At 42.1% G+C, this 12,475-nt stretch carries 15 protein-coding genes; 9 read left to right on the forward strand and 6 right to left on the reverse strand.

The window, feature by feature from the left end:
• Positions 1 to 43: 43 nt before the first annotated feature.
• Entirely contained in the window at positions 44 to 184 is a 141-nt protein-coding gene (locus A8F94_RS25560; protein ID WP_175384334.1) for a hypothetical protein, read from the reverse strand.
• Between the two features lie 630 nt (positions 185 to 814).
• On the opposite strand from A8F94_RS25560, the gene A8F94_RS01670 reads away from it, so the two are divergent.
• Entirely contained in the window at positions 815 to 1,699 is an 885-nt protein-coding gene (locus A8F94_RS01670) for a YitT family protein (protein WP_066194564.1), read from the forward strand.
• 75 nt (positions 1,700 to 1,774) lie between these two features.
• On the opposite strand, the gene A8F94_RS01675 is transcribed toward A8F94_RS01670, so the two are convergent.
• The gene (locus A8F94_RS01675) at positions 1,775 to 2,434 is read right to left on the reverse strand and encodes an FMN-dependent NADH-azoreductase (protein WP_066194567.1); all 660 of its coding nucleotides are present in this window, start codon (positions 2,432 to 2,434) and stop codon (positions 1,775 to 1,777) included.
• Positions 2,435 to 2,585: 151 nt separating this feature from the next.
• Here A8F94_RS01675 and A8F94_RS25565 point away from each other — a divergent pair, with 151 nt between their 5' ends.
• Positions 2,586 to 2,735 (forward strand): hypothetical protein, encoded by a 150-nt coding sequence (locus A8F94_RS25565; protein ID WP_175384335.1) that lies wholly within the window; start codon positions 2,586 to 2,588, stop codon positions 2,733 to 2,735.
• A gap of 36 nt (positions 2,736 to 2,771) precedes the next feature.
• On the opposite strand, the gene A8F94_RS01680 is transcribed toward A8F94_RS25565, so the two are convergent.
• Positions 2,772 to 3,554: a PAS domain-containing protein gene (locus tag A8F94_RS01680; protein ID WP_066194569.1), complete on the reverse strand. Its 783-nt coding sequence runs from the start codon at positions 3,552 to 3,554 to the stop codon at positions 2,772 to 2,774.
• Positions 3,555 to 3,761: 207 nt separating this feature from the next.
• On the opposite strand from A8F94_RS01680, the gene A8F94_RS01685 reads away from it, so the two are divergent.
• Positions 3,762 to 4,952, forward strand: a complete 1,191-nt coding sequence (locus tag A8F94_RS01685; protein WP_066194572.1) for an alanyl-tRNA editing protein — start codon at positions 3,762 to 3,764, stop codon at positions 4,950 to 4,952.
• Positions 4,953 to 5,187: 235 nt separating this feature from the next.
• Here A8F94_RS01685 and A8F94_RS01690 read toward each other — a convergent pair whose 3' ends face one another.
• Both A8F94_RS01690 and A8F94_RS01695 read right to left on the reverse strand, forming a co-directional pair.
• Entirely contained in the window at positions 5,188 to 5,979 is a 792-nt protein-coding gene (locus tag A8F94_RS01690) for a TIGR00266 family protein (protein ID WP_066194574.1), read from the reverse strand.
• A 70-nt stretch (positions 5,980 to 6,049) separates the two neighbouring features.
• Positions 6,050 to 6,487 (reverse strand): pyridoxamine 5'-phosphate oxidase family protein, encoded by a 438-nt coding sequence (locus tag A8F94_RS01695; RefSeq protein ID WP_066194580.1) that lies wholly within the window; start codon positions 6,485 to 6,487, stop codon positions 6,050 to 6,052.
• 140 nt (positions 6,488 to 6,627) lie between these two features.
• On the opposite strand from A8F94_RS01695, the gene A8F94_RS01700 reads away from it, so the two are divergent.
• From A8F94_RS01700 to A8F94_RS25570, 3 genes are all read left to right on the forward strand, one after another.
• Positions 6,628 to 7,287, forward strand: a complete 660-nt coding sequence (locus A8F94_RS01700; RefSeq protein WP_066194583.1) for an exonuclease domain-containing protein — start codon at positions 6,628 to 6,630, stop codon at positions 7,285 to 7,287.
• Positions 7,288 to 7,349: 62 nt separating this feature from the next.
• Entirely contained in the window at positions 7,350 to 8,498 is a 1,149-nt protein-coding gene (locus A8F94_RS01705; RefSeq protein WP_066194588.1) for an acyl-CoA dehydrogenase family protein, read from the forward strand.
• A gap of 61 nt (positions 8,499 to 8,559) precedes the next feature.
• On the forward strand, positions 8,560 to 8,721 hold the full coding sequence (locus tag A8F94_RS25570; protein ID WP_175384336.1) for a hypothetical protein: 162 nt from the start codon (positions 8,560 to 8,562) through the stop codon (positions 8,719 to 8,721).
• A gap of 981 nt (positions 8,722 to 9,702) precedes the next feature.
• Here the strand turns inward: A8F94_RS25570 and A8F94_RS01715 are convergent.
• Positions 9,703 to 9,885, reverse strand: a complete 183-nt coding sequence (locus A8F94_RS01715; RefSeq protein ID WP_441294173.1) for a small, acid-soluble spore protein, H family — start codon at positions 9,883 to 9,885, stop codon at positions 9,703 to 9,705.
• A 164-nt stretch (positions 9,886 to 10,049) separates the two neighbouring features.
• Between A8F94_RS01715 and A8F94_RS01720 the strand changes: the two genes are divergently transcribed.
• The 3 genes from A8F94_RS01720 (at position 10,050) to A8F94_RS01730 (ending at position 12,369) form a co-directional block, all read left to right on the forward strand.
• Complete coding sequence (locus A8F94_RS01720; protein WP_066194597.1) at positions 10,050 to 10,541, forward strand: hypothetical protein; 492 nt, start codon at positions 10,050 to 10,052, stop codon at positions 10,539 to 10,541.
• Positions 10,542 to 10,838: 297 nt separating this feature from the next.
• Positions 10,839 to 12,086, forward strand: coding sequence for an MFS transporter (locus A8F94_RS01725; protein WP_077247515.1), 1,248 nt, complete (start codon positions 10,839 to 10,841; stop codon positions 12,084 to 12,086).
• 34 nt (positions 12,087 to 12,120) lie between these two features.
• Complete coding sequence (locus tag A8F94_RS01730; protein WP_066194600.1) at positions 12,121 to 12,369, forward strand: hypothetical protein; 249 nt, start codon at positions 12,121 to 12,123, stop codon at positions 12,367 to 12,369.
• Positions 12,370 to 12,475 lie beyond the last annotated feature (106 nt).

The raw sequence follows: 12,475 nt of genomic DNA on the forward strand, positions 1-12,475 counted from the left end.
AAAATTTAAGGGCATCCAGATAGGGGATGCCCTCTTATTCCTGTTAAAAATAATTTTTGTACACTTCAGTGTTTTGGCCGCAAACCGCGCAGTGATATTCAATTTCTAGTGCGTCTTCGAGGGCAAGATGCTCTGTTTCCTGCTGGCAATTCTCGCAGTACCTGAATTCCTTCTGGTTCTCCATGATCCCGCCTCCTTTTTAAATACCTGCACATTATTGTTATGACCCATTTTTGTAAAACTAAACCTTAAATTTGAATTGTGTTCATCTTTTTAGGCGGATATGTTCATAAAGGTATGAGAATTCATAAGCGGAGAATTTCCGGCTAATGTATATAGTGGGGGCTTAAGAAGCAGTTTTAAGCGGAGATGTTCCGCTTAATTGCTCTAAAAAAGACAAAAGCCAATGGTTTGGATCAGATAACCGGAAAAACTCCCTTTATTTTTAGCGGAATTTGGCTATTGCCCGATTTAATCGGAATTTCTCCGTTTATTTTTCAAACAAGATTTTCAGGATAAACCCAACCTGCCGATTATGTGAAGAAGCTTTATATACAACATGTAATAAATGAGCTTGCGCCTTTCTAGAAAGCTCTTATAGCTGAATTTTGATTTCACCTAAAACTGTCGACAATTCGCTGTATTGGCTACATTTGAATGGGAATGATTAGCAGCAAAGGCAATAGCAAGGGGGGACTTATCACACAAAACAAACCACTCCTAAGTCAAAAAAAGTAAAAAACTGATATTTTTTAGGGGAAGTCACTACTTTTCTACGATATAATGATAGTAGGCATAAAAAGGGGGAACTTCCATGGTGGATTTAGTACAAACGAAATTTGAGCATAAACGCCTCCCAAAGACACAAATCCTTAAAAGGGCAATTGCAATCTTTGTGGGGGCTGTCATGATGGCAGTGGGACTTGAAATTTTCCTCGTCCCGAACAACGTTATCGACGGCGGTATAGTTGGGATTTCCATTATTCTTTCCCATCTGACTGGCATCGGCCTCGGAATTTTTATTTTTATCCTCAATATTCCATTCTTTTATTTAGGATACAAACAGATAGGAAAAACCTTCGCCATTTCCACGCTTTTTGGAATTGCGGTCCTTTCCGTATTTACATCCCTCTTTCACCCTGTCCCAGCGTTTACGGATGATATCCTGCTAGCTACTGTTTTTGGCGGCATGGTATTGGGCATTGGTGTCGGCCTGGTCATCCGGTACGGCGGAGCACTTGATGGAACTGAAATTCTTGCCATTCTTATTACCAAGAAGACTCCTTTTTCCGTTGGGGAAATTATCATGTTCTTCAATGTCTTTATACTCGGAGCTGCCGGTTTTGTGTTTAGCTGGGATCGGGCCATGTATTCTATTCTTGCTTATGTTATCGCTTTCAAGTCAATAGATGTAGTAGTTGAAGGACTTGAAGAATCCCGCTCTGCGTGGATTATCAGTGACAGGTTCCAGGAAATTGGCGATGCCATTCTTAGCCGGCTTGGCCGTGGAGTAACATACTTGGAAGGAGAAGGGGCGTTTTCAGGAGACAGCAAGAGAGTCATATTCTGCGTTATTACCCGGTTGGAAGAGGCAAAGCTTAAAGACATTGTAGCTGGGTATGATGAAAAGGCGTTCCTTGCAATCGCAGACATTTCCGAAGTTCGGGGCGGTCGATTTAAGAAAAGGGACATCCATTAAATACAAAGTCCGCGAAGTGCGGGCTTTTTGTTTACATAGAAAAACCGTCCCCAAAGAGGAACGGAGATCAGAAAGTTATACTTCAATTGTGCTTGCTGCCATTTTCTTGGCTGCGGAGCGGGCACGCGATTGGCCATCCGCGATCATTTCAGGCCATTTTTTCGGGAAGACATCAAAGCCTTCTATAATGACAGAGTCTTCAAGGTGAATGCCAAGGAAGCGAAGTGCGATCCTAAGATAACGATCACCTGTTTCCAGCTCCTCCATAGGAGTGCCTGAGTAAATACCGCCTCTCGTCTGGATATGGATTGCTGTTTTTCCATTGAGTAAGCCTTTCGGGCCATTGGGTGTATAGACGAATGTTTTTCCCGAAACGAACAGATTGTCGAGAAAATTCTTCAAAACGGCAGGGGAGCTTAAATTCCATAACGGTGTCACAAAAACATAATAGTCGTATTGGATGAACTCATCTGTAAGTGAATGCATTTTCTTGATTTTTGCACGCTCGCCTTCTTCAAGTTGTTCCATTGTATATCCATACCCCGCAAGCTTTCCACGTGCAGATACTAATTCTGCGTCCATCCAGGCCATATCAAAATCGAAAAGATCAATTCTCCTCACAATGGTCTCGGGTCTTTCTTCCAGGAACGATTCCAGGAATGCTTCACCGATCTTTAATCCCTTTGATTTTTCTGGCCCCTTGGGGTTAGCTGTTATATATAGTAATTTTGCCATGCTCATCCATCCAATCTTAAGTTGTTCTCCTCTTTTCATTATATAGAAACTAACTATGTTCAGGAGTGAACAAATAGTGAATCTTCCTATACTGTTGATCTTGTTTACCTAATTGGCTGTGGGGAAAAAGAAAGATAGGAGGGATGTTCTCATGGAACAAAATAAGAATGAAAAAAAGAATCTGCGCAAAATTGAAAGGGAATTCCAAAACAATCCTGACAAAGCGGAGTATAAAAATTCAGATGGACGAAATCCGGATCAACAGCACCATATGAAAGATCAGGAGAATTTGAGGAAATAATAGAAGCCCCTGGCCAAAAAAGGGCCAGGGGCATATTTATTCTTCCATCTTTGTCAGCTTATAGCCATTTTTGGTCCATAAATAATTTATACCCTGTTTGTAAGACTGAAACGTTTTTACGCCAAGTACAATCCGTTCATGAACAATATTTTTCGCCATATCAGGCCGAATTCCAATATAAATGGGTTCGGCCCCCATCAATCTAAGGGCACTGATCAGCTGTTTAAGCCGGTAGGCAATTTCAGTATCAAACTCTGAGGTTGTCCCTGTAAAATCCAGGAGCAGGTATTCTATTTCATTCTGAGCACAAAAGGCAAGGATTTTTTCCTCCATCCTTGAAAGCCGTTCATCCGTCAATTTGCCAAGAATAGGAACCATAATCACATTGTCAATTGACATAGGGATAATCGGTATATCCAATTCGCGGAGCCTTTGTTTGCCCTCTATTATAGCAGCCTCATAGTCCGTTACATCTTTCCAGGTCACGATAAGGCCCACTTGATTTCCACTATCATCTTCCAGAGTATCAACAACGATCCTGGCCGAAAATGTTTTAAACAGATTAATATGAGCAGAATGGGGAAAGGGCCCATTTATAATAATATTCTTTTGTTTGTCGCCATGAAAATCAAATAGATTCCTGCCAATAAAATCCTCAGGTTGGGCCATTCCGACAAAAGGTCCTATTTTTGACAGAAGCTCTTTTGCACTGTCATTGAACCAAACTATTTCATACTGGGTGTTTGCGATAAGAATATTTTCTTTAATTTTGTTTAAAAGATGATGGATGTTTAGTTTACTCAGAAAACTGTGCGGCATAGTTAATCTCCCATTGTTCAATTTGGTAAAATTATACCTGAACCCATTATGTTTAACAAAGAAAACTACTTTTCCAACACACTATTACCGATAATGTGTGGTAATATGGCATCAAACTGAGAAAACAGTCTGTAAAAACAAGAAAACCTACACCGTCAGCTAGAAGCAAGCTAATACTAAATTGTATACATAGAGGGGAAAAATTCGATGGCCAAAAAACTATATTATCAAAATCAATACCTTCAGACTTTCGCAACAGAGCTCATTGAACAAAAACAGGATAAATCTGGAGCGTGGTATGTACTTTTGAGAGAAACCGCTTTTTACCCTGAAGGCGGGGGACAGCCGTGTGATACAGGAACACTGAACGGAGTAAAGGTAGTAAATGTCGTTGAGATTGATGATGAAATCCGCCATTATATTGACGGTCCTCTAGAGGATGAACAGATAGAGGGACAAATTGATTGGGAAAGGCGGTTCGACCATATGCAGCAGCATACGGCGCAGCATATAGTATCAGCGGCTTTTGATAATGAATTTGGATTTAAAACTGTCAGTTTTCATTTAGGTAAAGAAGAGTCGACTATTGACCTTGATATTGCAGGGGTAAATGAGCAGCATGTCCAAAGAGCGGAGGAACTAGCCAATCAAATCGTTCTGGAAAATCTGCCAATTGAACTTAGGTGGGTTACACCTGAAGAAGCATCGGCATTTCCACTTAGAAAGGCCCTATCCGTTGAGGAGAATATTAGGCTCGTCATCATACCTGATTATGATTACAATGGCTGTGGCGGGACCCATCCGGCTTCAACCGCTGAGGCAGGAATGATCAAGATAGTAGGAATCGAGAAAGAGAAAAAGAAAACAAGGATCAGTTTTGTGGCCGGTAACAGGGCATATCTCCACTTTGATAAAAAACAGAAGGTACTTGAGAAGCTTGCACCTTTATTGAATGCCCCACAGGAAAGCATGGAATCTGCAGTCTCGAAACTCCTTCAGGCAAAGGCACAGCTTGAAAAAGAGCTTTCGGAGGCAAAAGACAAACTGCTCGAATATGAAGCACGCGAGCTTATTACCAAGGCGGATAGAAATGGAAAGCCGTTAACCGCTTTATTTACAGGAAGATCGATTCAGGAATTACAAAAGCTAGGCAGGGCTATTGTGACTGAGCGGGAAGATACCGTCTCCATTCTAGTATCGGAGACGGATGGAAAGCTGCAAATCGTTTGTGCAAAGGGGAAACAAGCTCCTGGCAACATGAAGGAACTGCTCGCAGGCATTCTTCCGTTGATTAACGGTAAGGGTGGGGGAAGTGAATTGTTCGCACAGGGGGGCGGACAAGCTTCGATTAGTCCTGAGCGATTGCTTGAGGATGCTTTGGCCGCGTTGCAGATGTAAGCATTCACTTTTTTTCTCAAAAAACAAAAAGAAAGGCGCCTGTCCGAAGACAGGCGCCTTTCTGCGTACTGAGGCGGAGAACCACGCGCCACATTCGCATGTTCCCAAAAGGGAATGTTCCCCGGCTTACACAGTTCAGCTCATCGCTAAATCATCTTACCACGGTTGGTTATAAAACACAATCCCAAATTGAGAGGAAATAAGTCCCATCATTTAAACAATTGACGGAAAACGATTAATCTCCATCAAACATATTAAATAATCCGCGTGCGATACTGCCTTCATCCTTGCTTCCACCTGCTGCCGGCATCGCAGCAAATACACGGCTTGCAAGCCTGCTGAATGGCAAGGATTGTATCCAGACGGAGCCCGGACCTCTCAATGTGGCAAAGAAAAGACCTTCCCCACCAAATAAGGCTGTCTTGACTCCCTTAACCATTTCAATGTTATAATCTACACCGCTTGTCATGGCGACAAGACAGCCAGTGTCAACTCTCAGAACTTCGCCAGGCTGAAGATCTTTTTTATGTATGGTTCCGCCAGCGTGAACAAAAGCCATTCCGTCACCTTCAAGCTTTTGCATGATAAAGCCTTCACCGCCAAAAAAGCCCGCACCAATTTTGCGCTGAAACTCGATTCCAACCGATACCCCTTTAGCAGCAGCAAGAAATGAGTCTTTCTGGCAAATAATGCGGCCACCCATCTCACTTAAATCCATTGGAATAATTTTTCCAGGATAGGGAGATGCAAACGATACATGGCTTTTGCCCGAACCAGCATTTGTGAAGGTCGTCATAAATAAGCTTTCCCCGGTCAGGACACGTTTACCTGCTGAAAACAGCTTACCCATAAGGCCGCCTCCACCAGCGTTTGACCCATCCCCAAATATCGTTTCCATTTTGATGCCATCTTCCATCATCATCAAGGCCCCAGCTTCAGCAATGACCGTTTCATTCGGGTCAAGCTCGACTTCAACAAACTGCATGTCATCCCCATAAATCTTGTAGTCGATTTCATGATTATTCATGTTCTTTTTCCTCCTTTGGTAAAAATACCCCTCCCATCCAGTATACTTAATTTGGGTATATAATGCTTAATTAATTTAGATCTGAACTCCCGACTTGATACACCTCTGGCTTCCCGTTTTTCGTGTTCATCAGACGGATTTGTTCAGGGGTAATTTTGAGAACAATATAAGCTGGATCATTCGGTCCCTCAAACCAGCCTTCAAAGTCCGGGTTCCAGAGCCTCTGTTTTTCTTCCGCCGAATCTAAAATGGTGGCTTTTCCTTCGACTTCCAGAAAACTGTCCTTAAGGCCTTGTCCATGGTATCCAAGCAGGATATGAACATATGGGTTCCGCTCCATATCGCCGACCTTATGGGTATTGAGATCAGATGCACTATACAAAATAAGCCCCTCGTTGTAAAAGTCCATATATCTGGAATAGGGCTTGCCATTCCGGACAGTTGCAAGCGTACCTGTTTTTTCTTTTTCTAAAATGGAAAGGATTTTATCCCTCAATGAGTTACTCATTTCATATTCCTCCTTAAAAGGTTGTCATTATAGTATCCCTTCATCTTTAAAAACAAATCAGAAAGCCATTAAAGCTGTTTATATCTGATTATGATAGGATAGTTGTATATAAAAAGAATGAACAATAGAGGAGAAGTATGATGACTCGAAAACTAAAAACCGGCTTGCTGGCAGATACAGAAACAACAGGCTTAAAACCTGGCAGTGATGAAATTATTGAACTCGGATTAATCCTCTTTTCTTTTGATGAAGAGACAGGCGAAATTGTCGATGTTTTAGAAGAAGCAGAATTTTTAAGGGAACCTTTATCACCGTCAGCAATCAGGAATTATCCCGGTGCGTTCAGGGTGCATGGCATCCCATTCAACAGTGTAAAAGGCAAAGTTTTTGATGATGAAAAAATTATGAAGCTGTTCGGATACTCTGAAGCGGTCTTGGCACATAATGCAACATTTGACCGAAGTTTCCTTTATCATATGTACCCTGAAGTCAATGAGCGCAATTGGTATTGTACAATGAGGAATATCCCGTGGAAACAATACGGTTTCCAGAGCGGCAGTCTTCTTTCGCTTTTAAAAGCACATGGAATTTCAGGCTCTCAGCAGCATCGGGCTATGGATGATATTGTTCAGTTGATGGCCTTGTTAAAGCATCCAAATCAGGATGGCTACCCATATTTAAGGGAAGTATTGTCCAAAAAGCCCATGCGTAAGTATGAACCTGGAGGTGCACGGACAGGCTATCGAAATTGGCGTACAGGAAATAAGGGGGCTTCCTCTACCAATTCATGGGGCAGCTAAATGGCAGCAGAAGACTGTTTACATAAGACTATTATTTTTTCATAGTAATTGGAGTGGTTAAAGTGGATTTCAGAAAAACGAATACACCTGAAGAGAGACTGGAGCTAGCAGGAGAACTTGCGCGTTTTTTCAACGAACGTGCAGATGGCATTGATCGAAACGGTGAGTTTCCTTATGAAAACTTTACGCTTTTAAAGAAGTCCGGTTACACAGCTTTAACAGTCCCAACAGAATATGGCGGAATGGGGATTTCCCTATTTGAATTGCTTCAGCTTCAAGAAAAACTTGCTGAAGGCGATGGTTCTACAGCACTGGCTGCAGGCTGGCATATGGGAATCATAAAAAATCTCGATGAAAAAAGGCCTTGGAAGGAAGAAGTTTTCCGGAAACTATGTGAAGATACAGTCAATAAAGGTGCCCTCCTTAATAGTGCTGCCTCTGAAAAAGCAACCGGAAGCCCAACCCGAGGCGGCAAGCCACAGACAATTGCTGTAAAAGTCGGTGAAGGTTGGAGGCTTTCAGGAAGAAAAATCTTTACGACTCTATCCCCAGTACTTGACTATGTGCTTGTTTCAGCCAGTCTTAATGGAAGAGATAATATTGGAACATTCCTGATCAAAATGGATACACCTGGAGTTTCGATTGAGGAAACATGGAATAGCATTTCAATGAGAGGAACTGGGAGCCATGACCTTATCCTGACTGATTGTATGGTCAGCGATGAACACCTTGTGGAAACCTCCTCAGGAAAAAAAGGTGCCAATGGCTGGCTTCTTCATATACCTGCCTGTTATTTAGGGATTGCCGCAGCAGCCCGAAACTATGCCATTTCATTTTCAAAAACCTATTCTCCCAACAGCATAGAAGGTACGATAAGTGAACTTCCAGCTGTAAGGCATCGGATCGGGGAGATGGAACTCCTACTCTTGCAGTCCAGGCATTTCCTATATAGCGTTGCAAGAAAATGGGATACGAGCAATGCAGAAACCAGGGATAATATGGTGCCTGAGTTGAATGCAGCCAAGACGGCAGTCGTGAATGACGCGCAGAAAATTGTCGATTTGGCGATGCGTATCGTTGGGGCGGGAAGCTTATCACGGACAAATCCTATGCAACGATATTACCGGGATGTCCGGGCGGGAATTCATAATCCACCCATGGATGATATGACGATTCAGATACTGGCTGCATCCGCATTGGAGAGAAATTGAATGTAACTGGGGCATAATAGCATCTTTCTTTGCCAGACTATAGGCGAAAGGAGTGTTGATTTTGCCAAGGGGAAAAGAACTTCAACAGCTGCCGATGAGTACGATTGCTCCCGGCGCCGGCAAGGATCGAGGCCCATTTGAGCGCCAGTCCTTAAAAAGCGTTGCCAGGGATACTCAACCACAGCCCTCATCGATACGGAACGAGCAGCTTGAGAAGGGCTGATTATATGTAAACATCCTACAAGGACAATCAAGCCGTTTAGTGCGGATTGGAGTTAGTCCACTTGCAAGAAGCTGTCCCAAAAGTAACCTTTTGAGAGCCTCTTTTTTTAGATCTACTAGTACCAGTTGATTTCCGCTCCTGGCGCTTCGCTTTCCGTGGGCGGGCGGGGAGCCTCCTCGGCGCTATAAGCGCCTGCGGGGTCTCCCACTGTCCCTTTTCTCCCACAGGAGTCTGCGCGCCTTCCGCTTCAATCAACTTCACTGCATAAAAAAATAAGAAAACATTTACTTTTTGGTATAATTTAGTCACCACAACCGAATTCACCCTAAGGAGTGCTTTCTTATGTATCGTAATTACAAAGACCAGCTGGTTCTTATAAAGAATATGAGATCCTAATCCCACATAACCATCTTCGCAAACCTCTATCCCGGAGAGGCCCACCTTATTACAATCCTTACATGATGCTTAAAGTTATCTTCCCTGCCAGAACTCAGAAAATCTACTCTTCCCATTAATTTGAAAAGCAGCTTGGCCAAGATATTTTTTTAATTTGGCTTGCAGGAAACGAAAAACCACATTTCCGAACTTCAACCGTTTCCGTTCGGAACGGGTGAAAGGAATCATATAAGAAACGTTCTTCTCCATAGTGGTTCGCTTGAGAATTACTTCCTTGAGGGCACAAAGCTTAAGGCGAATGCGATTAAATCCATTTGGGCAAATCAAACATAATGCCGGTTTCAATCGTCTGTCCTTACGGGGCCTATCCAAAAATACAGTAGACCTGGGTCTGCTTTTCTGCACCCATAATTAAAAAAGAGAGGGAACATACACTGAAAAACAACTAGAAAATGCGGTTGAAACAGAGTGAAATAGACGCCAGAAAGTTTTGGAATTCATCTATATCAAAAAAATTCACAATAAAACATAAAAGCTGTCCCAAAAGAGTCGTCATTTAACGACCTTTCGGAACAGCCTCCTTGTCTAGTCTTCCTTCAACTCTTTAATTTCAATAACAGTTCTTTCTTCAAGCGGGCCTCTTAAATGTACTGTTGCTGTTTCCCCGTCCTCGTGCAATTCGTCTATCCAGACTTCCGCACCGTTATATGAAACGGCAATGTCAGCAGAAGAGGAAAGTATTTGCCTAACCCGATTTGCTTCCAACATAAATCCCCCTTTCAACCTGATTCAAGAATAGCTTTGGCATATTGAAAGAAATTATCCCGATTGAATGGTTATTTACACATTTTTTGTACAAGCGGGTTTCTTGTCCAATCAATCGGATGTGCCCTTCATATTCTGTAATAGTCAAAGTGAAAGGAGGAAGTTAAATGGGCAGAAAAAGAGAAATGGACAGAAGAAGGAACAGGAACAGGAATAGAAATAATGTCAGGAATGTTGATGTGTTTGCGGATCGAGTGGTAATCCGTGCAAATGAGGTCATAGTACTAGGAACGGAAGGCAACAGGGGAAGAGACGGTCATAGGGTTGCAGGCGCTTATGGCGGTAACAGCCAATATGGAGACAATATGGTTGGAGGCGCTTATGACCACAACGGCCAATATGGAGGAAATATGGCTGGAGATTATTACGGCAATACCCAAGGATCCAATGTTGCTGGGGCAAGCGATCGATACGAAGACGGATACAATAACAATTATTCTCAGGAAGATGGCTATTCGAGAAATAACTATGCTGGAGAAAGGTATTCGCATCGCTGCGGACGCTGCTCCGGCAGGAATGAACACCGCTGCTCCAATGTAGGCGGATACCGTATTTGCAATCAGTCCCATAGTCGCTGCCGCGATAATTTCTGGTTTTAAATTTAAAGATCGTTCAAAATATCAGGCAACAGGAAATGCATACTCATTTCCTGATTTTTTTTGCCTAGTTTCTTCTATATAAAACCCCGCCTACATTTTATTGTAGGGTTTACCGCACGTTCATCGTTTAATAATAGGAAGGGTTTTCCCAACGGGTTGATTTGCCAAAAAGCGCCTAATTACCTGTTCTAAAAAATGAAGCAAACTTCTTAAAATTGTAATTGCAGAAAATAGGTGCCGGGTTTATGATTACTAAGGAAGTTAGAAGATAATTTTTCCCAACAAGGAAGAGTGGAATTGAATCCCAATCATCGTCCAGAAATTGTTAAACTTAATGAAACGTATAGTATCAAAAACGGAATCGCTTCGACAATCGCCCTTAATTTAACTGCTAATTACTTTTCACTGTTTGCCATTGGGGTTTTAGGGGCTTCCAACTACCAAATTGGGCTTATCAGTTCACTGCCCCAATTTGTCGGCATTTTTGCGATGTTTATTGGGTCGATTGCTTTGGGCAGACAAGCTGAAAAGAAACGTTTTACGTCTTATTCAACCTTTTTCACACGGCTTTTTCTGCTTGGCATGTTTTTCGTCATATATGTTCCAGTTGAATATAGAAGCTGGATATTTGTCCTGCTGGTCGGCTTTATGAACCTGCCAGGTTCGTTCGCAACACTTAGCTGGCAGTCACTGATTGGCGACCTTATCCCGGAACATCGGCGGAGCGGTTTTTTCAGTGAAAGAAATAGGGTTTTAACTATAATAGGAATGATCGCGACCTTCATAATCGGCCTGACTCTCCAGCAGTTTAATAAACATGATCCTCATCCGTACCAGGCACTATTCCTGATTGCGTTTTTGGTAAGCTTGTTAGAAGTTTATTTTTTGCTCAAACATAAAGAAGCTAAGGGGAAAGGATACAAAAAGCCTTTTTCGATTAAACCTGATTTTTCGATTTTTACATATAAGCCGTATTTCTATTTCCTTGTTTGCGGCCTTTATTTTAATTTTGGCTGGCAGATGGCCTGGCCTTTGTTCAGTATTTATCAAATATCGTATGCACATGCGGATGGTTTCTGGATTAGTCTTTTGACAGTAACAAACCAGCTTGCTCAAATCATAAGCTTTAATTGGTGGGGTAGAATGGCTGACAAGCATGGGAACGCCAAAATGCTGATTCTTGTTGCTCTTGGTATGTCGATTGCCCCGGTTTCCTTCATTGCCTCTACAAATCTTGTGTACATTACATTTGCGAATGGCCTTTCCGGCTTTTTCTTATCAGGTACTATTTTGCTATTATTCAACCAGCTTCTGGAGGTAACGAAAGATGAAAACAGAAGTGCCTATATCGCAAATTATAATGTATTATTATCCGTAATCGGTTTCATTGCACCGCAAATGGGGGTATTTTTGTTAGAGGCAACGGATATCCAACTATCTATGTACATTTCAACAGCCATCCGCCTATCAAGCGCAATTTTATTCCTGCTTTTCTTCTTATATAAAAAGAATATCCAGGCAGAAGCAAATAAATTGGCTGGTTAACTCCAAACTACAAATAAAGAAAAGAGGAATCATGATGGGAACGTGTAAACTGGACCACTCACCTGAGGATGTCCAAAAAAAATATGAAACCCAATGCCACCTACTTCCGTCTAATATACGTGAACCGTTTGCGGACTGGCTTAGCAGCCATCCCACCCAGTTGGAATTAAATGAAGTATTTCACCTTCTAAAGAAATATGATCTTATTACCGAAGAAGAGCAGGCAGCAAGGGACCTCGAACTATCACGCATCCTGTTGGATAAAGGGGAAAAAGGCAAATAAATATTTGCCCAGCAAGGTATGAACAAGCTGTATTATTGTTTCTACTTTTATCTATAATGTGTTATAGTAATTGAGGTTTGTTTACCTGAGATTTTTCGGTAAGTGA

The sequence above is a fragment of the Bacillus sp. FJAT-27225 genome (assembly GCF_001685025.1).
In the GTDB taxonomy this organism is placed as follows: domain Bacteria; phylum Bacillota; class Bacilli; order Bacillales; family Cytobacillaceae; genus Bacillus_D.

What these genes read in the sequence shown, in the direction of transcription:
- A8F94_RS25560 (WP_175384334.1), bottom strand. Translation starts at nt 184, where the DNA reads ATGGAGAACCAGAAGGAATTCAGGTACTGCGAGAATTGCCAGCAGGAA.
- A8F94_RS01670 (WP_066194564.1), top strand. Translation starts at nt 815, where the DNA reads ATGGTGGATTTAGTACAAACGAAATTTGAGCATAAACGCCTCCCAAAG.
- A8F94_RS01675 (WP_066194567.1), bottom strand. Translation starts at nt 2,434, where the DNA reads ATGGCAAAATTACTATATATAACAGCTAACCCCAAGGGGCCAGAAAAA.
- A8F94_RS25565 (WP_175384335.1), top strand. Translation starts at nt 2,586, where the DNA reads ATGGAACAAAATAAGAATGAAAAAAAGAATCTGCGCAAAATTGAAAGG.
- A8F94_RS01680 (WP_066194569.1), bottom strand. Translation starts at nt 3,554, where the DNA reads ATGCCGCACAGTTTTCTGAGTAAACTAAACATCCATCATCTTTTAAAC.
- A8F94_RS01685 (WP_066194572.1), top strand. Translation starts at nt 3,762, where the DNA reads ATGGCCAAAAAACTATATTATCAAAATCAATACCTTCAGACTTTCGCA.
- A8F94_RS01690 (WP_066194574.1), bottom strand. Translation starts at nt 5,979, where the DNA reads ATGAATAATCATGAAATCGACTACAAGATTTATGGGGATGACATGCAG.
- A8F94_RS01695 (WP_066194580.1), bottom strand. Translation starts at nt 6,487, where the DNA reads ATGAGTAACTCATTGAGGGATAAAATCCTTTCCATTTTAGAAAAAGAA.
- A8F94_RS01700 (WP_066194583.1), top strand. Translation starts at nt 6,628, where the DNA reads ATGACTCGAAAACTAAAAACCGGCTTGCTGGCAGATACAGAAACAACA.
- A8F94_RS01715 (WP_441294173.1), bottom strand. Translation starts at nt 9,885, where the DNA reads ATGTTGGAAGCAAATCGGGTTAGGCAAATACTTTCCTCTTCTGCTGAC.
- A8F94_RS01720 (WP_066194597.1), top strand. Translation starts at nt 10,050, where the DNA reads ATGGGCAGAAAAAGAGAAATGGACAGAAGAAGGAACAGGAACAGGAAT.
- A8F94_RS01730 (WP_066194600.1), top strand. Translation starts at nt 12,121, where the DNA reads ATGGGAACGTGTAAACTGGACCACTCACCTGAGGATGTCCAAAAAAAA.